The organism is Vibrio sp. QJM3NY_21, from assembly GCF_057785975.1.
In genome coordinates, this window is record NZ_CM173514.1 from 542,129 (window position 1) to 566,968 (window position 24,840).

The 24,840-nt window shown below is 46.3% G+C and carries 5 protein-coding genes; 4 read left to right on the top strand and 1 reads right to left on the bottom strand.

Annotated elements, in window-relative coordinates:
* Positions 1-17: 17 nt before the first annotated feature.
* Genes AC3CID_RS18225 through AC3CID_RS18235 form a run of 3 tightly spaced genes read left to right on the top strand, consistent with a single transcriptional unit; the run spans position 18 to position 5,219 of the window.
* On the top strand, positions 18-1,664 hold the full coding sequence (locus AC3CID_RS18225; RefSeq protein ID WP_488527843.1) for an ABC transporter transmembrane domain-containing protein: 1,647 nt from the start codon (positions 18-20) through the stop codon (positions 1,662-1,664).
* On the top strand, positions 1,661-3,913 hold the full coding sequence (locus tag AC3CID_RS18230) for an ABC transporter transmembrane domain-containing protein (RefSeq protein ID WP_488527844.1): 2,253 nt from the start codon (positions 1,661-1,663) through the stop codon (positions 3,911-3,913). The genes AC3CID_RS18225 and AC3CID_RS18230 overlap by 4 nt, the downstream gene beginning before the upstream one ends.
* The gene (locus AC3CID_RS18235) at positions 3,906-5,219 is read left to right on the top strand and encodes an HlyD family type I secretion periplasmic adaptor subunit (RefSeq protein WP_054545616.1); all 1,314 of its coding nucleotides are present in this window, start codon (positions 3,906-3,908) and stop codon (positions 5,217-5,219) included. Before AC3CID_RS18230 ends, AC3CID_RS18235 begins: the two co-directional genes overlap by 8 nt.
* A gap of 96 nt (positions 5,220-5,315) precedes the next feature.
* Here AC3CID_RS18235 and AC3CID_RS18240 read toward each other — a convergent pair whose 3' ends face one another.
* Positions 5,316-24,095 carry a VCBS domain-containing protein gene (locus AC3CID_RS18240; RefSeq protein WP_488527845.1) on the bottom strand — a complete coding sequence of 6,260 codons (18,780 nt, stop codon included), beginning with the start codon at positions 24,093-24,095 and terminating at the stop codon, positions 5,316-5,318.
* A 233-nt stretch (positions 24,096-24,328) separates the two neighbouring features.
* Between AC3CID_RS18240 and AC3CID_RS18245 the strand changes: the two genes are divergently transcribed.
* Positions 24,329-24,793 carry a hypothetical protein gene (locus AC3CID_RS18245; protein ID WP_488527846.1) on the top strand — a complete coding sequence of 155 codons (465 nt, stop codon included), beginning with the start codon at positions 24,329-24,331 and terminating at the stop codon, positions 24,791-24,793.
* The last annotated feature ends 47 nt before the right edge of the window (positions 24,794-24,840 follow it).

Below are 24,840 nucleotides of genomic sequence, written 5' to 3' on the forward strand. Positions count from 1 at the left end.
ATGGATAAGGATTGTGTATGCCCGCAAGTTCAATGAAAAACAAAGGGGTGGTAGGAAAAGTCCTACTGCCTTCTTTACTCATAAATCTTCTCTCTCTCGCCGTTCCGTTAACGGTTTTACAAATTTATGATCGTATTTTACCTAACCAAAGTTACGGTACTGCCACTTTGTTGTTGGCGGGTGCAGCGTTGGCTGTTGCCATGGAAGCATTGATCAGGTTTGTGCGTACTTGGCTTTTGTCAGCCGCGGCCAGCAATACCGAGAAAGCGACCTATCAAACCTTGGTTGAAAGAGTAACAACGGCTTCATCAGGCCATCTTCGCCACATTGGTGTTGGCGGTGTGGAAGAGGGGCTGGGCTCAGTATCAAAAGTCAAAGATTGGTATTCCGGTGGTGTGATTGCAGGCTTTATTGATTTACCTTTTGCATTGATCTTCTTGGGCTTAGTGGCTTACATCGGCGGTGAGCTGGTGGCGATACCTTTGGCAGTTTGGCTTATTACGCTCGGAATCGTTTGGTTATCTTCTATTCGCGTTAAAAGCTTAAGTGAAGAAGCCTCTCAAGATGAGCAGGAGCGAAAAGCGTTCTTGATTTTGCTGAGCCAAACCATTCAGGGAATCAAACGTCAGGCCGTTGAGTCTCGAATCTTCAATCAGTTTAAATCCCTCAATAATGTTCGCTCTCAGTCTAAAGCGAGAGAAGAAGAACAGAACGCCTTCGCCCAAGAGTGTATTCAACTTGCCGCATTAGCGACGTCAGTTTTACTGGTGATTACGGGGAGCTTGTGGGTGTTGGATGGGCAGTTAACTACTGGTGGATTAGCGGCATGTTCTATCTTATCTGGCAGAGCGGTTGCGCCTTTGAGTGCTCTGGTTGGGGTTAGAATCAAGCTTAATTCAATACACAGTGCCAATCAGGCAATAGAAAAATTGAGTGACTTATCATTATCGGAATCTTCAGATTCTGAGCAAGCTGAGAACCACTTATCTGACTTTGAGACGTTGGAAATTAAGCAAGCGACTGTTGAAAGATACGGTGAATTCTCTCATGCAGATGTCACCCTGAATAAAGGTGAGTTGGTATTGTTAGAGAGTGAGGATCGCCACACCAACAGTCATTTATTGTCGTCGATTGCAGGTATTGATGATCTGAAAGCGGGTGAGTGCTTCATTAACGGATCTGCAGTTTCAATCGCATCCGTAACCAATATTGCTGCCTACTGTGGCGTTAAAGGGCAGTTGGTGTCGGGGACCATTCTCGACAACTTGTGCGGGTTTGACCCTGAGAAAACGCAAAGTGCCAGTGACTATGCAAAGCGTTTGGGTTTAACCAAAGAGATTACTCGATTGCCCGATGGACTAGAGACACAAATTGGCCATACGAGTGCTTCTTTGTTGAGTATGGGTAACGTGAAAATGCTCAATATCGCGGCTCAATTGGCAAGTGATAAACCCATAATCATGTTGGAAAGGCCGGATTCATCACTTGATTTAGACGCCCTTGGGAATCTAGCTAAGGTGTTGGAAGAAGAAGTAACGGCAGGACGCACGATACTGATGGTGAGCTACCATTCTAAACTTCGCGAATTGGCTAATCGAATCATTACAGTGGAAAGTCGAACTATTGCGGTCGACAGCGAGAACAACCAGGAGGCTATCGTATGAATCGTTTAGATATTGGTAACCCTTCAGGTACGAACAACCGTGCAGATACCAGCGGTCGACAAGAGGTGATGAATCATTTAGAAACCGAGAGCCTTTCCGTTCTTAAGCAGTTGGAAGTGAATGCGAATATCCAGTTGTTCGCCCATCAATGGGTCGATGAGAATCGGATTGAATCAATAGATGATATGTTTGCCCTGTTCGACAGGCTTGCATTGCCTTATCGCTTGGTTGCCAACCTAGATGAAGTTGGCGAACACAAATTAGTATTACTGGTGCTTGGTGAACATGAGTTGGTCTCTGGTCATATAGAATCGAAACAGTTTATTGGCTTTGATACCAATGAAGACATTACCCAGATCCCACAGTTTTGTATTGTTATCGAAGGTCCACCACTAGAGAAGGCTTCTCCTGATTGGGTTGGCGAACGGCTACATGCGTTTCGCCCCATTATTCCTAAATTGCTGCTAGTCAGTTTTATCACTAACTTATTTGCGCTTGCCGTTCCTTTCATCACGATGTCGATCTATGACCATGTGATTGGCGGTGATGCAGGGCATGAGCTGCAAGGTATCGCCATTGGCGCAGCGTTGTTGTTTGTGATGATGGGTTGGTTGAGAACATTGCGTAGCCGAGTGTTTGCTTCAGTTTCTAACCGAGTAAGTCGTGAGATCTCTCAATCCCTCGTGCAGCGTCTGCTTCGAAATAGCTATGCGCAAAATCAGCAAACAGCTTCCTCTAGTCAGCAAAACCAAGTGATGCTGTCAGAGCGTATTTCAGGTGTGCTATCGGGGCCATTAGGAAATGCGCTGTTTGATCTGCCATTCATTCTAATTTTTGTCCTTGCGATAGGTGTGTTAGGTGGGTGGTTAGTACTGGTTCCTATCGTTTCTTTGGTTCTTTATTACCTATTAGCTAAGCGTTCGATACGCTCAAGTAGCAAGCGCTCAATGCAATCGACGGTAGCAGGTACGAATCGTCAAAATATGACCAATGAATTGTCATCCAAGCTTGCCTTTATTCGCAGTGCCGGATTCTCAGAACACTGGATTCAACGCTTCAAAAAGGCCAATCTTCTTGCTTCAACAGTGACCTTTAATCAATCGATTCTCCAGAGCCGGTACACTTCGATTTACTATTTCATTGGGGTTGGTTCGACATTAGCCGTGATGGGGTTAGGTATAGGACTTATTTTTGAACAAGTGATGACCCCTGGTGGTTTGATTGCTTCAATGATGTTGATATCTAAGGTGACGGGTCCTGCTCAGGTGTTGGCAAACAGTGCGATGCGTTTTAATAGCTTTAATCAATCCAAGCTGCAAGTGAACCGTATTTTGTCTCAGCCGTCTGAGCGTGAATTCAGTTACCAGCATCACCCGTTGCCTGTGGTAGCGCCTAGCTTAAAATTAGACCAAGTGACACTGCGCTATCCCAAACAGAGTCGCCCTGCCTTGAATGGTGTCAGCTTTGATATTGAAGCCGGTGAAATTGTCGCGATTACCGGCCCTTCTGGGAGCGGTAAATCAACATTAATTGAAGTGCTGTCTGGCTTGCAGCCTATCCAAAACGGCATGGTCGAGCTTGAAGGCGTTAACCTCGTCCAATACGATCCGCAGCTCTATCGTCACTGGTGTTTCATTCGAGCCGCTTATCCTGATTTGCTTACGCTGAGTATTCGAGAGTGGCTAAACGACGGCCATAAAGTCGAAGATCAGAAAATGATCTCTGCAATTGAAATGGTGGGCGGAAAGCGTTGGTTCGAGACATTATCAGGTGGGCTCGATACTTCCATCAGCAGTATTCAGCCGGACAGCCTTTTTGACATGCTGTCTGGCAGCGTCGCGCAGATCCTCATTGACGCGAAAGCGCTGGTTTATGACTACCCTATGTTCTTAATGGATAATCCTGTGCCTGATGCTCACCCAAATGCTAAACGTATATTTGGTGAGTTTGTGCACTCGAAAAAAGGAAAAGCAACGGTGATCTACACGTCCCACGATCCGGATTTAATCAAGCTTGCCGATAAAGTAGTGGTATTAAATGAAGGTGCAGTGGTTTATGCCGGCCCATTAGAGCCGGAACAGTCTTCGAAGCAGGAGCAGCCTTCAGAACCTCAAGCTTCTCAAGAACCGCAGTTATCTGAGCAACCGTTATCTCAAGAGCTACAGCCGTCAACTCAAGATTCGTCTGCTCAACAAAATGCAGCCCAACAAGAACAATCAGAGTCTAAGCAAGGAGTCGCTAATGACTAAACAATCTATCGAGAAGGGCAAGCGCTACGGTGAACTTGTTGAATCACAAAATACGGCTCGTACATTGGCGCTGGCCACATGGTCGGTTGCCTTATGTGTTATTGCTTTTGCCACTTGGTCTGTCGTCACTCAAGTTGATGAAATCGCCAAAGCCAAAGGTGCTGTGATTCCGGAAGGCGAGAAGCAAGTATTACAAAGTGCGATTGGCGGTAAGTTAAAGCAAATTCTCGTAAAAGAAGGCCAGTTGGTTGAGAAAGGCCAGCCGCTTGTTGAGTTTGATGCCACTTTCCAGCGTACCGCCCTTGAAGAGCTCAAGTCTCAACAAGTGACGCTTCTAGCCAGTGTGGAACGTATGAATGCGCTGCTTGAGCAACGTGAGCCTAATCTTGCTGAATTCGAGGTCGATTACCCAGAGATCGTCAGCCAACAAAAGGCGCAGTTGAATGCGCAAAAAGCACTCTATTTTCAAAAGCGAGTGGTGCTTGAGAAAGAGAGTGAGCAAATTGCAGAACAGCTTCGTAGTGTAAAAAAGGCCTTGCCGAGTTATGAGAAAGAGTTGAATGCGACTAAGCAAGAGTTGAACATACTAGAAAAGGGTTATAAATCGGGCAACATTTCACGCTTACGTGTGCTTGAAATGCGTCAAAAACTGGCCAGCATTGAGCAGAAAATTGAAGAAGCTCGTGGTAAGAAGTCTGTATTGATTAGACAAGCTGACAGTAATGATCAAAAAATCATACAGCTTCTGGCGGAGGCGAAAGCTAAAGTGAGCGATGATCGTTCTAAAGCTGTCTCTGACTTGTCAGCCCTGAACGCCAGAGTACGTTCAAGCCAAGCGAAATTGACGAACACCATGTTAGTGTCGCCGCTACAAGGTTTGGTGCAAAGCCTGCCAAGTACACAGAACGGAGGTGTTATTCAGCCGGGTGGCACTGTGGTTGAAATTGTTCCTGTTGGTGGGAAAGCCGATTTTAAAGCCCGTTTGTCGCCAAGAGATATTGGTTTTGTGAGTGTAGGGCAGCCGACTCGTATCAAGATTGATGCGTTTGATTACAGCCGCTTTGGGGCGCTAAAAGGGGCGGTTGAGAGTATTTCACCGACCACAAGTCAAAGCGAACGTGGCGAGATCTATTATGAAGTAGTCGTCTCGGTGGATGTTCCTTATTTCCGTGATAATCCTGAGAGCTTTTCTATCTTGCCAGGTATGACGGGCGAGGTAGATATTACCACTGGTGAGAAATCAGTATTCCAGTATTTATGGAAACCGATCTACACCAATGTGAGTGTCGCATTTGGTGAAAGGTAATCGTTATAAAGAGTCGTTGAGAGTCAACGAATAACAACAGCAAATAATAAAAAGGGAGCACATCATGTGCTCCCTTCTGTTTAGTCTCGTTATCGGTTAACTATTTGGATCAATGTCCGGCAGCCCGTCTACGTCGTTGTGATGATGGTGCTCATCATCTTGGTTATGGTTGATGTTCATGTCATGGTGTTCAAGCGCGTCTGACATATCCAAGTGCGCTTGGTCATGTGTTGCTGGATCTGGTTGGTCGACTTGTGCAAGTACGATATCCATATCCGCAGGTTGATCGTGAACCGTTGTCGATGTCGCATCGGGTTTAATGCCCAATGCATCCAGATAAGCTGCTGCACCATGGTGGCTGGTTTTCTCATCTGGTTCTTGATGGGTCTGCTGGGTTAAATCTAGATTACTATCATCGCTTAGTGTGACCGTAAAGTCGGCTTGCGAAGCCATGTCTGGCTCGTCATGTTGAACAGGAGGCGGTGGTGGTGGAGCAGGGTGTGATGTATGGACGACAGGAGTGATTGTCATATCAACCACTTCAGTTCCAACTGTCAGCTTGCCACTATGCCCTGGCCCATGACTGAGTATCTGAATGTTCACGTGGGCGACCACTTCATCTTGATTTGTTCCTTGTAGTGCGACCTCAAATTTGTCTTCATGTTGACCTATACCCGAAGCGCTACCATGCGGCCCGGTGTGAACCTGAGCTTGCTCTTGGTAATGTAAGTGGCCGGTTTGAGGATCAATGGTTAATGTTCCATATTGCCCATGGTGGCTGGTGACATACTGTCCATTGGGTAAATGGATTCGCCAACCGCTTTGTGTTGTTGGTACCGGAGTTAAAGATGGTAACAGTGGTGGTACCCCAAGCGTGCCAGACACTTGGTGGCTTCCCGATGGCGGTCTGACAATGATCGGTTCAGGAATAGCGCTTGCAGCAAAACCTTGGCTACCTGCGGTATTACCGTGTTCGTCAGTCATTGTTGCTTGCACATTAGAACCGGGATGAACTTCAATTTGTATTCCATGCTGAAGAGTGTGAGCATCTAATACATGATCTTGTCCGTTAACGACAAGATGCTCACCGATTTTGGCGTCACCAGGAGGCGTAACGGTTGCTGTAATCGTGTTTGCCTGTCCTCGGGCGATTTCAGCTTTGCTGTATAAGTTGTCTGCCCCTGCGTTTTCAAAAGTAATCGTAGGAATGCTAACCTGTGTATCGACTTGGTAAGTAACATCTGCAGTAGCTTGAGTGCTATTGCCTGCGCTATCTGTTACCGCTATTGATGCCTCTATTTTTTGGTCAGCATCGGTAATGAGTTCACTGCCAGGTACAGCAATTGAATAGTGCCCATGTGAACCGACAACGCCAGTATGTTTTGTGCCATTTACATTTAAAGTGACAATATCTCCAGCATTAAAATCACCAGAAACGGAACCTGTGATATCAATGGAGCTGTTGGACTCTTGAGCATTAACTACATTATCAGAGGTAATAGGGTTTGTTTGAATGCCGACGTGCACTTGTGTATCTATATGGACGGAAAGGAGCGAAGAGGTAGCCGGTAGCACTGACGAAGGAGCCAATGCTTTGGCGGATAGATTATGATCGCCGTCCGATAAGCTGTTTACCGCAACACTATATTGTCCAGATGCATCAGACACTGCGTGTCCAACGAGTATTGAACCATCATAGACCGTGACTTGTGAATAAGGGATATCCGTATGTCCCGTGATGGTTGGTGTGGTTTCTTTGGTGACATTATCGGTATCTGATATACCAGTATCACTAGATGCGGCTAGATCTAGGGTTACTGCATTACTTGGTGGTGTGTTTGTTCCAGTAGGTAAGCTCGGTTGAGTTGTAGTAATCAGCGGATTAACAGGCACCGTTGTTGAAATCGTTGGTTGTTGTCCGGGGACAACGGAAACATGACCATTGGTATCAAAAGTAATGAACTTCGATGATTCACCACCATGATTGTCAGCCACTTTCACTTCAAACACATCGGTTCCGTGATACGTGTGTGTAGCTGAGTTATAAGTCATCCCTGCAACAGCAGAGTTTGCCGTGTACACATAGGCACCGGTATCCGGATCGACGGAGAGCGAACCAAATTGGCCTGTTGAACTGACGACAGAGAAAGTATGCATATCTTTAACGTCAACATCGGTTTCAGTGAGGGTTCCCGTTGTTGGGGTGGTTTGGGTAACGGATAGTATAGGGTCATCATTGGTACCAACGACGGTGATGACTATTTGGTGTTTATCTCCCCCGCGAGAAACCACTTCATATGTAACTTGATGTTTTTCGCCTTCAGCAAGCCTATTTAAATTGTTGTTCGGAACCGAGTAAGTCCAGTCGCCGGCTCGGCCAATACTTAAATCACCGCCAAATTGGTCACTCACAGCATGTACATTTCGGTTGGCGACGAACTCACTTTCTCCTGCGTCAGGGTCGGAAACAATTAGTACTCCCGATACTGCTACAGTATGTTGTGAGTCTCCTTGAACGTGGACATCTTCTTTTACCGATCCGGTATCGTCTACTGAAAATACAGCTGCATCATTGACGGCGGCTAGTGTGGTACTTGCACCCGTGTGTGTCACTCCACCATGCCCATCGATGACATCGTAAGAGAAATGGACTTGTCCGTTATAGTTGGGTTCGGGATGGAAGTTAAATGTCCCATCTTTGTTATCAACAATGACGCCGTGATCAGCGACTAAGTTGGTTATGTTTAAGTGCCCTATGTCGTTGTGATCGATGTCTGTAGCATTTGAAAGAAGATCAGACTTGTTTAGCTGAATATCGATATCTTCTATTCCTGGTGCTAATTTAACTTGCGCTGAAACTAGTGGTGCATCGTTGGTTCCCTGAACTGTCACTGTAAGTAATTGACTGGCGGTGCCATCTAGGGAATGGACTGTGTGGGTCTCGGTAAATGATTCACTAGCACCGAGTTTTTGTACTTCATCGATGGAGTTATCAATGGTGTAGTTCCATCCTCCATCAGCGCTGATCTTGAACTGGCCATGGTGTGCGGTATTGATTGTTTCAGCTTGCAGATAAGATTGATCATGGTCAGGGTCAACTACATGCAAACGCCCGCCAGCATAGAGATTTGTTGTACTCGCGGGAACAAAATGTTCTTCAGTAACAGATTGATTAGCAGGCAATGAATTTGGCATCGAAACATGGATTTGTGCGTTACTATCTTCACCGGTTACCCTGACCATAATGGTCAGTGTTTGTCCGTCACTGGTTTTTATCTCATAAGGAAAATCAGTGGACTCACCGGCATGTAAGCTTTGGATATCATCATTGGCGTGTCGGTTAAGCGCTCCTTGGAGCCTGAATTGATAGGAACCATCAGGAAAAATATTAAGTGAACCTGGTGAGTAATGTTGGCCGATATATCGCCCGCCAAATAGAAATTGTGTATTATCTCCCGTATCAGGATCGACTAGTTGTAATGAACCTTTATAGGTATGTTGCGCACTATCAACGGCTTCTGTTTCACTCATTTGAATGATGTTTGAGGTTAATCCTGCTTTATCATCTGTACCAACAATAGTAATAGTTGCTATGGCAGGTGTTTGCCCTCCATGATTATCGTCAATCATGTAATGGACAACGACATCTGATTTTTCACCAACTCTTAGGTGCTGAAATACTTGAGCATGGCTATCAATGATCAACGAATGACCATCGCTCGCTACTGTGACACCTTGAGGTAACTTGCCAGTACTGCCTTCAAATGAAGCCTGTATCTGACTAATAGATAAGGCATCACCATCAACATCAGTGGCACCTGCAAGTAAATTTATAATATGGTGCGTATCTGTGTCTTCTGTTACAGAATCAACAACAGGAATATTATCAGGGTTATCGTTGATCGCGCCTAGTGAGGTGATTGCTCCTGTATGGGTCACTCCACCATGTGCATCCCTAACATCATATGAAAAGTGGACATTACCGTTGTAATTTTTCTCTGGTGTAAATGAAAAGCTACCATCTGAATTAATTGCAATTGAACCATGATCAGCATGCAAATTTTCTACAGTAAGTAGCCCAGTATCATTATTATCGACATCAACCGTGTTGTGTAGTAATTGTCCGATAGTGATGGTTTGTCGGGTATCTTCTGTGCCCGCGTTAAGTTGCACTTCTGATGAACAATACGGGCGGTCATTACTGCCATGAATAGTGATAACAATGTTATGAGCTGTACCGTCCGCTGACTCGATTGTGATTGTATCGGTTAGGTTTTGCCCCTGACCGAGTTTATCTATTGCTCTACCCGTTGAATCTTGGCCAATTGAAGCGTAATAGCTCCAATCACCGTTTTCTTGCAATATGATCTGACCATAATGTCCGTGGTAAACACCATTTTGGGCGTGAGCTTCGCCACTATCGGCATCGTGGATATTAAGGTGGCCCTTGGTATGGATCTGATCATTCCATAATTTGCCAGTATTGTGATGCTGATGATCGGGCGATCGATCGTTCACCCTCGAACCCGACATACTGCCGTCTGGCGCCGTAAAAGTGTGTCCTTCATGCACATCACCAGTATCTGTTCCTGTAATTTTTGCGGTGTCGCTAACGGCATCTATGTGAAGGGTATTCGTCGCTTTCTGCGAGTTTACATGACCATCATTGACAGTGTACTTAAATTGAACATCACCATTGAAATCTTGCGCGGGGACGAATTGAAGTTTACTGATGTCTGCGGTGGCAATGCTCTGACCTAAAGAGATGTCATGCCCGTCAAGAACAAACTTACCTTGTGTCGCTGGTGGTAGGTCTGTAATCGAAATCGAGTGCAACGTGTCTTTGGTGTCTATATCGGTGAAACCAAACTGACTTGCTTGCATTTGGTAATGTGTGTCTTCTGTGCCGTTGCTGAGAACAACTTTATTCACCGTAGGAGCGTCGTTGGTTCCAGTTACATCAATATGCAGATCGTAAGCAGTCCCATCATAACTATGAACACGATACACCACCGTTTCAGTCTGTCCTTGAGCAAGGTGTTGTAGAGCTGCGTTGTCAACGCTATAACCCCAATTTCCGGCGCTGTCGATTCGCAACATGCCACCAAATGGATCGTGAATAGAGGTTTCACCAAACTGACTGTATTGGAATTTATTTTCACCGCTATCAGGGTCGATAACTTGAAGTTGCCCATATGCCAGCTCTGTAGTGATTCCGTTGTTGTGAGTGGCATGCGTGCCATCTTCAGTCACGCTTCCTGTTGTCACCTCAGTAATAGTGGCTTGATCTGGAGTACCAGTAATCGTTATATTTGCACCAGTATGAGTGGTGCCACTATGTGCATCGACGACATCATAGGTAAAATGGATGTTACCGTTGTAATTATGGTTGGGAGTAAAGGTGAAAGTACCGTTGTGATTATCCCGTATTGAACCATGATCGGCATGAAGGTTAGCGACAGACAGCTTACCTGCATCGTTTGAATCAACATCTACGCTATTTGAAAGCAGTTCACTGGTTGTTATGGTTTGAACTGCCTCTTCTTTGCCTGAATTTAGTTGTACTTCTGAAGAGCAATAGGGACGGTCATTGCTACCGTTTATGGTAATTACAATATCGTGCGTAGTGCCATCTATAGAATGGACAGTGATGGTGTCAGTTAACGTATCACCTTTACCAAGTTGGTCGATGGCGGTCCCTCTGGTGGTTGGTCGCCCACCAATATGACTGACACTGCCTGCATCGGCAACGTAATGCCAACTACCATCAGGGTTTAAAATTAAATCACCATAAGTACCATGGTAGTTATAGGCATTGGTGTGGGAAGCAAAACCTTGTTCGCCTTTATCTGGGTCAACAATGGTCAATTGTCCATCGGCGGATAAAACACTATTTCCCAGTGTTGCCATTCCGGAATGAGCAAAATCGGGTGACATATTATCACCCGCTGTTTTTTCAATGACAGAACCCGTATCCACACCTCCTATAATGGCGGAATCACCAGTACCAGTAATAATAATCGTCAGGTTTTCTGTTGAGCTGCTGTTGTGCTCATCTGTGACGGTAACGGGGATTGTGATCGTTTGAGTCTGTTTGTCGGCTAGCTGTTGATAGGTACTATTTGCAGGGTCAAAGATGTAGCTACCGTCTTTATTTAATGTCAATCCATCTACAGGATTTGCGACTGAATAAGTTAACTGGGCACCATTATCGATATCTGAGCCGACCATTTGACCTTGGAGTAATTGCCCATCTTCGGTAACCGAGTGCGATTGCGCAGCAATAGTTGGTTTATCGTTGGTTCCATTAATCGTAACTCTGATTGTTGATGGAGTACCATCGATGGAAGAGATAGTGAAAGTTTCTTCGACTTTATCGCCAACGTTCAGTTGATTGAATGCGCTGTTGGCGGTGAACGTCCAGTGACCATTGGCGTCAATAGTTAAGTCGCCATTGGTGCCAGTAATGGAGTCTGGCGTGAACGTATTATCGGGGTTATCGACATCGGTACTGGTTAGGGTACCTGAGGTGATTACTGCTTTGTCAGTCTCATCCACACTTACCGTTGCGGTACTGACCGTCGCTTTATCATTGGTGCCATTGATCGTAACTTTGATGGTTGAGAGGGTGCCATCAACAGACGATACAGTGAAGGTTTCTTCAACCTTATCGCCCACATTCAACTGATTAAAAGTGCTGTTGGCAGTGAACGTCCAATGGCCATTAGCATCAATGTTTAGGTTGCCGTTCGTGCCAGTGATGGAATCGGGCGTAAACGTGTTATCTGGATTATCGATATCGGTGCTGGTTAGCGTGCCTGAAGTTGTTACTGCTTTGTCAGTCTCATCGATGGCGACGGTCGCACTGCTGACAGTAGCGGCGTCGTTAGTCCCGTTAATCGTCACCTTGATGGTGGACGGTGTGCCATCAACAGAATTTACGGTAAAGGTTTCTTCGACTTTATCGCCCACATTTAACTGATTAAATGCGCTGTTGGCAGTGAACGTCCAATGACCATTAGCATCAATGTTTAGGTTACCGTTAGTGCCTGAAATGGAATCCGGCGTAAACGCATTATCTGGATTGTCGATATCGGTGCTGGTTAGCGTGCCTGACGTGGTTACCGCTTTGTCGGTTTCATCAACTACGACGGTTGCACTGCTAACGGTCGCTTTATCGTTGGTACCATTGATGGTGACTTTGATCGTTGATGGTGTGCCATCGATAGAATTTACGGTGAACGTTTCTTCGACTTTATCGCCGACATTCAATTGGTTAAACGCGCTGTTGGCGGTGAACGTCCAATGACCATTAGAATCAATGTTTAGGTTGCCGTTGGCACCAATAATTGAATCCGGTGTGAACGCATTATCTGGATTATCCACGTCAGTACTGGTCAATGTTCCTGATGTCGTTACTGCTTTGTCGGTTTCATCGATGGCAACGGCCGCACTGCTGACAGTAGCGGCGTCGTTAGTGCCGTTAATCGTCACCTTGATGGTGGACGCTGTGCCATCAACAGACGACACCGTGAAGGTTTCTTCGACTTTATCGCCGACGTTCAATTGATTAAATGCGCTGTTGGCAGTGAATACCCAGTGGCCTGTGGCATCAATGTTTAGGTTACCGTTAGTGCCTGAAATGGAATCCGGTGTGAACGTATTATCTGGGTTATCGACGTCGGTGCTGGTGAGGGTTCCAGAAGTTGTTATAGCGCTGTCCGTTTCATCCACACTGACCGTTGCTGTACTGACCGTCGCTTTATCGTTGGTGCCATTGATCGTGACTTTGATCGTTGATGGGGTGCCATCGATGGAAGAGACCGTAAAGGTTTCCTCAACTTTATCGCCAACATTTAACTGATTAAATACGTTGTTGGCGGTGAATGTCCAATGGCCATGGGCGTCGATGTTTAGGTTGCCGTTCGAGCCAATTATTGAATCTGGCGTAAACGTATTGTCTGGGCTATCAACATCGGTGCTGGTTAGGGTGCCTGATGTGGTTACCGCTTTGTCAGTTTCATCGATGGCGACAGTTGCACTGCTGACGGTGGCTTTATCGTTGTTGCCATTAATCGTCACTTTGATGGTCGACGGTGTGCCATCAACAGAATTTACGGTAAAGGTTTCCTCAACCTTATCGCCAACGTTCAATTGATTAAACGCACTGTTCGCGGTGAACACCCAATGTCCACTAGCATCAATAGTCAGGTCACCGTTAGTGCCAGTAATCGAATCCGGTGTGAATGCATTATCTGGATTATCGACGTCGATACTGGTTAGGGTGCCTGACGTGGTTACCGCTTTGTCAGTTTCATCGATGGCAACGGTCGCACTGCTTACCGTCGCTTTATCATTGGTGCCATTAATCGTAATTTTGATGGTGGATGGTGTGCCATCGACCGAATTGATGGTGAACGTCTCTTCGACTTTATCGCCAACGTTTAATTGATTGAATGCGCTGTTAGCGGTGAATGTCCAATGGCCATTGGCATCAATGGTGAGATCACCATTAGATCCAACAATGGAGTCTGGCGTGAACGTATTATCGGGGTTATCGACATCGGTACTGGTTAGGGTACCTGAGGTGATTACTGCTTTGTCAGTCTCATCCACACTTACCGTTGCGGTACTGACCGTCGCTTTATCATTGGTGCCATTAATTGTCACTTTGATCGTTGACGGTGTGCCATCAATAGACGACACCGTAAAGGTTTCTTCGACTTTGTCACCGACGTTCAACTGATTAAACGCACTGTTGGCGGTGAATGTCCAATGGCCATTGGCATCAATGGTGAGATCACCATTAGATCCAACAATGGAGTCTGGTGTAAATGTGTTATCTGGATTATCAACATCGGTACTAGTCAATGTTCCTGAAGTAGTTACCGCTTTGTCGGTTTCATTGATAGCAACGGTCGCACTGCTGACAGTCGCTTTGTCATTGGTGCCATTGATCGTTACTTTGATGGTCGACGTTGTGCCATCAACAGACGACACCGTGAAGGTTTCTTCGACTTTGTCACCGACATTCAAGTGATTAAACGCGCTGTTGGCAGTGAATGTCCATTGACCATGGGCGTCGATGTTTAGGTTGCCGTTCGTGCCAGTGATGGAATCTGGCGTAAACGTATTGTCTGGGTTATCAACATCGGTGCTGGTCAACGTTCCTGACGTGGTTACCGCTTTGTCAGTTTCATCAACCTCGACCGTTGCTGTACTGACCATCGCTTTATCGTTGGTGCCATTGATCGTGACTTTTATGGTCGAGGGTGTGCCATCAACAGAATTTACGGTAAAGGTTTCCTCAACCTTATCGCCAACGTTCAATTGATTAAACGCACTATTCGCGGTGAACACCCAATGTCCACTAACATCAATAGTGAGATCACCATTAGCTCCAACAATGGAGTCTGGCGTAAATGTATTATCTGGATTATCAACATCGGTATTAGTCAATGTTCCTGAAGTAGTTACCGCTTTGTCTGTTTCATCCACACTGACCGTTGCGGTACTGACCGTCGCTTTATCATTGGTGCCATTAATCGTGACTTTTATGGTTGAGGGTGTGCCATCAATAGACGAGACAGTGAAGGTCTCTTCGACCTTATCGCCGACGTTTAGTTGATTAAACGCGCTGTTGGCTGTGAAGACCCAATGACCATTAGCGTCAATAGTTAGGTCGCCGTTAGAGCCAACAATGGAGTCTGGCGTAAATGCATTATCTGGACTATCGACGTCGATACTGGTTAGGGTGCCTGAGGTTGTTACCGCTTTGTCAGTTTCATCCACACTTACCGTTGTGGTACTGATCGTTGCCTTATCATTGGTACCATTAATCGTGACCTTGATGGTCGACGGTGTGCCATCGATAGAATTTACGGTGAACGTTTCTTCGACTTTATCGCCAACGTTCAGTTGATTAAATGCGCTGTTGGCGGTGAATGTCCAGTGACCATTAGCATCAATGTTTAGGTTGCCGTTGGCACCAATAATTGAATTCGGTGTGAACGCATTATCTGGGTTATCTACGTCGGTGCTGATCAACGTACCTGATGTGGTTACCGCTTTGTCAGTCTCATCGACGGCGACGGTCGCACTGCTGACAGTAGCGGCGTCGTTAGTCCCGTTAATCGTCACCTTGATGGTGGACGGTGTGCCATCAACAGAATTTACGGTAAAGGTTTCTTCGACTTTATCGCCCACATTTAACTGATTAAATGCGCTGTTGGCAGTGAACGTCCAATGACCATTAGCATCAATGTTTAGGTTACCGTTAGTGCCTGAAATGGAATCCGGTGTAAACGTATTGTCTGGGTTATCAACATCTGTGCTGGTTAGCGTACCTGAGGTAGTTACCGCTGTATCAGTTTCATCAACTACCACATTTGCGCTGCTAACGGTCGCTTTATCGTTGGTGCCGTTAATCGTGATTTTGATGGTTGATGGTGTGCCATCCACAGATGACACAGTGAAGGTCTCTTCGACTTTATCGCCAACGTTCAATTGATTGAATGCGCTGTTGGCGGTGAAGACCCATTGACCATGGGCGTCGATGTTTAGGTTGCCGTTCGTGCCAATGATGGAATCTGGCGTGAACGTATTGTCTGGGTTATCAACATCGGTACTGGTCAATGTTCCTGATGTTGTTACTGCTTTGTCGGTTTCATCGATGGCAACGGTCGCACTGCTGACAGTTGCGACGTCGTTAGTACCGTTAATCGTCACCTTGATCGTCGAAGGGGTGCCATCGATGGACGACACCGTGAAGGTCTCTTCGACTTTATCGCCGACATTCAATTGATTAAACGCGCTGCTTGCTGTGAATACCCAGTGGCCTGTGGCATCAATGGTGAGGTCGCCATTGGTGCCTGAAATAGAATCCGGCGTAAACGCATTATCTGGATTATCCACGTCGGTACTGGTTAGGGTGCCTGATGTGGTTACCGCTTTGTCCGTTTCATCGATAGCAACGGTCGCGCTGCTAACAGTAGCTTTATCGTTGGTTCCGTTGATCGTAACTTTGATCGTTGATGGAGTACCATCGATGGAAGAGATAGTGAAAGTTTCTTCGACTTTGTCACCGACGTTTAATTGATTAAATGCGATGTTGGCAGTGAACGTCCAATGACCATTAGCATCAATGTTTAGGTTGCCGCTAGCACCAATAATTGAATCCGGTGTGAACGTATTATCTGGGTTATCGACGTCGGTGCTGGTGAGGGTTCCAGAAGTTGTTATAGCGCTGTCCGTTTCATCCACACTGACCGTTGCTGTACTGACCGTCGCTTTATCGTTGGTGCCATTGATCGTGACTTTGATCGTTGATGGAGTGCCATCGATGGAAGAGACCGTGAAGGTTTCTTCGACTTTGTCACCGACGTTCAGTTGATTAAATGTGCTGTTGGCGGTGAACGTCCAGTGACCATTGGCGTCAATAGTTAAGTCGCCATTGGTGCCAGTAATGGAGTCTGGCGTGAACGTATTATCGGGGTTATCGACATCGGTACTGGTTAGGGTACCTGAGGTGATTACCGCTTTGTCAGTCTCATCGATGGCAACAGTTGCGCTACTGACCGTGGCTTTATCATTGGCGCCATTAATCGTGACTTTTATGGTCGAGGGTGTGCCATCAACGGACGACACAGTAAAGGTTTCTTCAACTTTGTCACCGACGTTCAACTGATTAAATGCGCTGTTAGCGGTGAAGATCCAATGACCATGGGCGTCGATGTTTAGGTTGCCGTTCGTGCCAATGATGGAATCTGGCGTGAACGTATTTTCTGGGTTATCAACATCGGTACTGGTCAATGTTCCTGATGTTGTTACTGCTTTGTCGGTTTCATCGATAACAACAGTTGCGCTACGGACGGTGGCTTTATCATTGGTGCCATTAATCGTTACTTTGATGGTCGAGGGTGTGCCATCAACCGAAGTTACCGTGAAGGTTTCTTCGACTTTATCGCCGACGTTCAATTGATTAAACGCACTGTTCGCAGTGAATGTCCAATGGCCATTGGCATCAATGGTGAGATCGCCATTAGCTCCAACAATGGAGTCTGGCGTAAATGTATTATCTGGGTTATCGACGTCGGTACTGGTGAGGGTTCCAGAAGTTGTTATAGCGCTGTCCGTTTCATCCACACTGACTGTTGCGGTACTGACTGTCGCTTTATCATTGGTGCCATTAATCGTGACCTTGATGGTCGAGGGTGTGCCATCGATGGAAGAGACAGTGAAGGTCTCTTCGACTTTATCGCCAACGTTTAATTGATTGAATGCGTTGTTCGCAGTGAATGTCCATTGACCATGGGCGTCGATGTTTAAGTTGCCGTTCGTGCCAGTGATGGAATCTGGCGTAAACGTATTGTCTGGGTTATCAACATCGGTGCTGGTCAATGTTCCTGAAGTAGTTACCGCTTTGTCAGTTTCATTGATAGCGACAGTTGCGCTGCTAACAGTGGCTTTGTCATTAGTGCCGTTAATCGTCACTTTGATGGTGGACGGTGTGCCATCAACAGAATTTACGGTAAAGGTTTCTTCGACTTTATCGCCGGCGTTTAATTGATTAAACGCGCTGTTGGCGATGAAGACCCAATGACCATTGGCATCAATAGTCAGGTTACCGTTGGTGCCTGAAATAGAATCCGGCGTGAACGTATTGTCTGGGTTATCGACGTCGGTGCTGGTTAGCGTGCCTGACGTGGTTACCGCTTTGTCAGTTTCATCAATCGAGACGGTTGCACTGCTAACGGTCGCTTGATCGTTGGTTCCGTTGAACGTCACTTTGATGGTTGAGGGGGTGCCATCAACAGACGACACCGTGAAGGTTTCTTCGACCTTATCGCCGACGTTCAATTGATTAAACGCGCTGTTGGCGGTGAATGTCCAGTTGCCACTGGCATCGATGTTTAGGTTGCCGTTAGTGCCAGCAATTAAATCTGGCGTAAACGTATTATTTGGATTATCGACATCGGTGCTGGTTAGTGTGCCTGATGTGGTTACCGCTGTATCGGTTTCATCAACTACGACTGTTGCACTGCTAACGGTCGCTTTATCGTTGGTACCATTGATGGTGACTTTGATCGTTGATGGTGTGCCATCGATAGAATTTACGGTGAACGTTTCTTCGACTTTATCGCCGACGTTCAATTGGTTAAATACGCTGTTGGCGGTGAACGTCCAGTGACCATTGGCGTCAATAGTCAGGTTACCGTTGGTGCCTGAAATAGAATCCGGCGTGAACGTATTATCGGGGTTATCGACATCGGTACTGGTTAGGGTACCTGAGGTGATTACTGCTTTGTCAGTCTCATCCATACTGACCGTTGCGGTACTGACCGTCGCTTTATCATTGGTGCCATTAATTGTCACTTTGATCGTTGACGGTGTGCCATCAATAGATGACACCGTAAAGGTTTCTTCAACTTTGTCACCGACGTTCAACTGATTAAATGCGCTGTTAGCAGTGAACGTCCATTGACCATGGGTGTCGATGTTTAGGTTACCGTTAGTGCCTGAAATGGAATCCGGTGTGAACGTATTGTCTGGGTTGTCTACATCGGTGCTGGTTAGCGTGCCTGACGTGGTTACCGCTTTGTCGGTCTCATCGATGGCGACGGTCGCACTGCTGACAGTAGCGGTGTCGTTAGTACCGTTAATCGTGACTTTTATGGTGGAAGGTGTGCCATCGATGGACGAGACAGTGAAGGTTTCTTCGACCTTGTCGCCGACATTCAATTGATTAAACGCGCTGTTGGCAGTGAACGTCCAATGGCCATTGGCATCAATGGTTAAGTTGCCATTGGTACCCGTGATGGCACCTGGCGTAAAGGTGTTGTCTGGGTTGTCGACATCGGTGCCGGTTAACGTGCCTGACGTCGAGATAGCCGTATCGGTTTCATCCACAGCAACAGTGGCAGTGCTAACCGTCGCTTTGTCGTTAGTGCCATTGATCGTCACTTTGATGGTCGAGGGTGTGCCATCAACAGAATTTACGGTAAAGGTTTCTTCGACCTTATCACCGACGTTCAACTGATTAAACGCGCTGTTGGCGGTGAAGATCCAATGACCATGGGCGTCGATGTTTAGGTTGCCGTTCGTGCCAATGATGGAATCTGGCGTGAACGTATTGTCTGGGTTATCAACATCGGTACTGGTCAATGTTCCTGATGTTGTTACTGCTTTGTCGGTTTCATCGATAGCAACAGTTGCGCTACGGACGGTGGCTTTATCATTGGTGCCATTAATCGTTACTTTGATGGTCGAGGGTGTGCCATCTACAGACGACACAGTAAAGGTTTCTTCGATTTTATCGCCGACGTTCAATTGATTAAACGCACTGTTGGCGGTGAACGTCCAATGACCATTGGCATCAATGTTTAGGTTGCCGTTCGAGCCAATTATTGAATCTGGCGTAAACGTATTGTCTGGGCTATCAACATCGGTGCTGGTTAGGGTGCCTGATGTGGTTACCGCTTTGTCAGTTTCATCTACACTGACTGTTGCTGTACTGACCGTCGCTTTGTCATTGGTTCCGTTGATCGCAACTTTGATGGTCGAGGGTGTGCCATCAACAGACGACACCGTGAAGGTCTCTTCGACTTTATCGCCGATATTCAACTGATTAAACGCGCTGTTGGCGGTGAAGACCCAATGACCATTAACGTCAATGGTAAGGTTGCCGTTGGTACCTGAAATAGAGTCCGGCATAAACGTATTGTCTGGGTTATCAACATCGGTGCTGGTTAGCGTACCTGAGGTAGTTACCGCTTTGTCAGTTTCATCAATCGAGATGGTTGCGCTGCTAACAGTGGCTTTATCGTTAGTGCCGTTGATCGTAACTTTGATGGTCGACGTTGTGCCATCAACAGACGACACCGTGAAGGTTTCTTCGACTTTATCGCCGACATTCAACTGATTAAACGCGCTGTTGGCGGTGAAGATCCAATGACCATGGGCGTCGATGTTTAGGTTGCCGTTCGTGCCAATGATGGAATCTGGCGTGAACGTATTGTCTGGGTTATCGACGTCGGTGCTGGTTAGCGTGCCTGACGTGGTTACCGCTTTGTCGGTTTCATCGATAGCAACAGTTGCGCTACGGACGGTGGCTTTATCATTGGTGCCATTAATCGTTACTTTGATGGTCGAGGGTGTGCCATCTACAGACGACACAGTAAAGGTTTCTTCGATTTTATCGCCGACGTTCAATTGATTAAACGCACTGTTGGCGGTGAACGTCCAATGACCATTGGCATCAATGTTTAGGTTGCCGTTCGAGCCAATTATTGAATCTGGCGTAAACGTATTGTCTGGGCTATCAACATCGGTGCTGGTTAGGGTGCCTGATGTGGTTACCGCTTTGTCAGTTTCATCTACACTGACTGTTGCTGTACTGACCGTCGCTTTGTCATTGGTTCCGTTGATCGCAACTTTGATGGTTGATGGTGTGCCATCAACAGACGACACCGTGAAGGTCTCTTCGACTTTATCGCCGACATTCAACTGATTAAACGCGCTGTTGGCGGTGAAGACCCAATGACCATTAACGTCAATGGTAAGGTTGCCGTTGGTACCTGAAATGGAGTCCGGCATAAACGTATTGTCTGGGTTATCAACATCGGTGCTGGTTAGCGTACCAGAGGTAGTTACCGCTTTGTCAGTTTCATCAATCGAGATGGTTGCGCTGCTAACAGTGGCTTTATCGTTAGTGCCGTTGATCGTAACTTTGATGGTCGACGTTGTGCCATCAACAGACGACACCGTGAAGGTTTCTTCGACTTTATCGCCGACATTCAACTGATTAAACGCACTGTTGGCGGTGAATGTCCAATGGCCATTGGCATCAATAGTCAGGTTACCGTTGGTGCCTGAAATAGAATCCGGCGTGAACGTATTGTCTGAGTTATCGACGTCGGTGCTGGTTAGCGTGCCTGACGTGGTTACCGCTTTGTCAGTTTCATCAATCGAGACGGTCGCACTGCTGACAGTAGCTGCGTCATTAGTACCATTAATCGTGACTTTTATGGTCGAGGGTGTGCCATCGATGGACGACACCGTGAAGGTCTCTTCGACTTTATCGCCGACGTTCAGTTGATTGAATGCGCTGTTGGCGGTGAAGACCCAATGACCATTAACGTCAATGGTAAAGTTGCCGTTGGTACCTGAAATGGAGTCCGGCGTAAACGTATTGTCTGGGTTATCAACATCGGTGCTGGTTAGCATACCTGAGGTAGTTACCGCTTTGTCAGTCTCATCGATGGCAACAGTTGCGCTACTGACTGTGGCTTTATCATTGGTGCCATTAATCGTCACTTTGATGGTTGAGGGGGTGCCATCAACAGACGACACCGTGAAGGTTTCTTCGACTTTGTCGCCGACGTTTAATTGATTAAACGCACTGTTGGCGGTGAATGTCCAATGGCCATTGGCATCAATGGTGAGATCACCATTAGATCCAACAATGGAGTCTGGCGTAAATGTGTTATCTGGATTATCAACATCGGTACTAGTCAATGTTCCTGATGTTGTTACCGCTTTGTCAGTTTCATTGATAGCGACAGTTGCGCTGCTAACAGTGGCTTTGTCATTAGTGCCGTTAATCGTGACTTTAATGGTCGAAGGTGTGCCATCAACAGACGAGACAGTAAAGATCTCTTCGACTTTATCGCCGACGTTTAATTGGTTAAACGCGTTGTTCGCGGTGAACACCCAATGCCCATTGGCATCAATAGTCAGGTCGCCGTTAGATCCAACAATGGAGTCTGGCGTAAACGTGTTGTCTGGGTTATCCACGTCGGTACTGATTAGGGTGCCTGAGGTTGTTACCGCTTTGTCAGTTTCATCGATGGCAACGGTCGCACTGCTGACAGTAGCTTTGTCATTAGAGCCATTTACTGTGATAGTCACTTGATGCGGCGTGCCGTCAGCAGAATGAACGGTGATGGTGTCGGTAGCGGTTGCTCCTTTGCCCAATGATTGAACGTTAGGATTTGTATTATCAAGATCGTACGTCCAAGAACCAGTATCAGTCAGATGAAGCGTACCAAACGAGCCTACGATATCGGTGTTGGAGAAGTGTGCCTCGCCAGTATCCACATCCGTTACCGCAAGTGTGCCCGAGGTCTGAAGTTGGGACTCTTCGGTTACCAAGCCGGTACTGGTTCCGCTTATAACGGCTTTATCATTGGTGCCGTTAACGGTAATTGCAATTCGATGAGGAGTGCCGTCGGCGGAGTGGATGGTTATGATGTCTGTTGTCGTAGAGCCTTGACCAAGAGCCTGAACTTGTGGATTTTTATTATCTAGATCGTAGGTCCAATCACCATTGTCTTTAAGGTGTAAAGTACCCAGTGTCCCCTTGAGGTCGGAATTAGAAAAATGCGCCTCTTTTGAGTCGATATCGGTGATGTTGAGTTGGCCCGAAACCGTTAGGTCTTTATCTTCAGTAACTTGGCTTGAGCCATTACTTTTCCCGATAGCGAAAAACGAACTTGGTGAATTTGCTGTACTACTCGTGATTACCGCATGGTCGTTGGTGCCATTAATCGTAACCGTAACTTGATGTGCTGTGCCATCGGCAGAGTGAACAGTGACGATGTCTGTCGCAGTTGATCCTTGGCCAAGCTCTTGAACTACAGGGTTATTGTTATCTAAATTGTATGTCCATGCACCGTCTTTGGTGATGCTTAGCGTACCGAAATTACTAGTCACTTGTGAGGCTTGAAAGTGGTCCTCTCCAAGATCTGAGTCCGTTACCGAAAGCTGTCCTTGGATTTGTGTCGTTAAATCTTCAGTTACCGTGCCAGCATCTACACCTGTGATAACGGCGTTGTCGTCGTTCCCACCAATCGTCATGTCGATGGTTTGCGGTGTGCCGTCTTTGGTGTGAATAGTGAAGCTTTCGTGCAATGAAGTGGCTGCGGTTAACGCTTGAACATTCGAAAGAGAGTTATCAACTTGATACTGCCAATGCCCATCTGCGTCGATGGTTAATGCGCCATATTTACCTGAGATAACTTCTGGTGTTACCGAACTTTCATTTTGGTCAGGGTCTATGACATCGATTTTGCCGTTCGCATGTAACAAACCTTGTGAATCAATATTGTGATCTTCTGTTACGACACCTGTTAGGTCTCCAGAAATATTTGGCGTGTCTTGCTTACCTGTTACCGGTATCTGAACAATGATGCTCGAGCCATTAGATAGATGTAACGCAAAATGGTCAGTACCTGGTTGGTGCTGATTTAACAGGATGTATTGAGGAGAATTTGGATTCAATATGAATGTGTATTGACCATTTGCATCAACATGAAGCTCTCCGTACGTACCTTTTATGACTTCTGGCAAGAAGGTGACGGGTAAAACGGGCGTCGTAGGCGCATTCGAATGAGTCGGCTGACCGTTACTTCCTGAGGAGATAGTCGGCATCGATACCGAAGGAATGTAATGGACTTGCGGGTGAGAAAGCGTCGACAAATGATGAGAAGGAACCAAGTGAGAGCTCGAACCATGGGGGGCATGACTTGCACTTAAGCTCGAGTTTACATCGCTGTCACTTGTCTGAGCTTCTTGATGAGCAACCGCAGATGAGTCCGCCTTGCTATGGTCATCGGTGACATCTTTTTCGGTCACGTTATTTGCGGTTACTTGATCTGCAGCGTCGCTGGAATTGTCTATACTTTCGGCAGCAGCGTGTTTAGCCAATGATGGCAAAATCATCATGAGTGACTGAAAAAGTGGGATATTCACTTTTAGATGTGAATGCAGTCTGCGCTTCTTTCTTTGTGTTGGTTTCTTTTGTTCTAGCTCGTTACTTTTTTTATTTTTGATTTCTGTATTTTTCTTGTCTGTTTCGACGTTTTTTTTGTTAGCCATTTTTATCATCCGTGAATCGTGGTTGCACTATTTTAAGTAAAATACATAGATAGAGGTTTCGCTAGCTAATTGGATAATTTTTAAAGAAAAAACTGCAAAGTCGAAGAATTATCTCACTTTGATGAAAGAGAGGATGAATACTTTTTCAACGGTCAGATAAATATCGGCACAATGGCATTGACCTTACCCTAAGGGTAACGTTTATAGTTGCGGTGTAAATTCAAAGGTAAACTATGACAAACACATTCCGAAAAACTTGGATTATTGTTTTCAGCATCATTGCGATGTTGATGTCTAGCTATGCCTCAAGCTCCTCAGCCTTGATGACTGAAGTAATGATGATGGAAATGGGGTCGAGCAAATCGGCTTGTTACCACAGCGATACTTCGGTTAACGATTCAATGGCAGGGTGTCATGTGATGAGTGAAAAAGTACACGCTGAAGACTTTAACATGAGTGCCCATGCTTTGATGGCTCAATGCGATATGTCTTCAATGAGCGAAGACGACGGCCACATGATGGGTAACCATTGTGCGAGTGCCGATTGTTGTGCCTCAGTGTGTTCTGCAACTTCCTATCCAATTCAGGCTGTTCAAGCCGCCAATCCATTTGTCTCTTCTTTAGCTCGTTTTCAATCTGTCACGATTGGCCAGAAAGTCGCACGCGCTCAATCTTTACTACGCCCACCCACCGCATAAATCTATATCTAAAAACATAGCGATATCAGCCCCATAAACCTGATACG

Excerpts from the sequence above, each read along its gene's own strand:
- AC3CID_RS18240 (WP_488527845.1), bottom strand. The coding sequence starts at position 24,095 with ATGGCTAACAAAAAAAACGTCGAAACAGACAAGAAAAATACAGAAATC.
- AC3CID_RS18230 (WP_488527844.1), top strand. The coding sequence starts at position 1,661 with ATGAATCGTTTAGATATTGGTAACCCTTCAGGTACGAACAACCGTGCA.
- AC3CID_RS18225 (WP_488527843.1), top strand. The coding sequence starts at position 18 with ATGCCCGCAAGTTCAATGAAAAACAAAGGGGTGGTAGGAAAAGTCCTA.
- AC3CID_RS18245 (WP_488527846.1), top strand. The coding sequence starts at position 24,329 with ATGACAAACACATTCCGAAAAACTTGGATTATTGTTTTCAGCATCATT.
- AC3CID_RS18235 (WP_054545616.1), top strand. The coding sequence starts at position 3,906 with ATGACTAAACAATCTATCGAGAAGGGCAAGCGCTACGGTGAACTTGTT.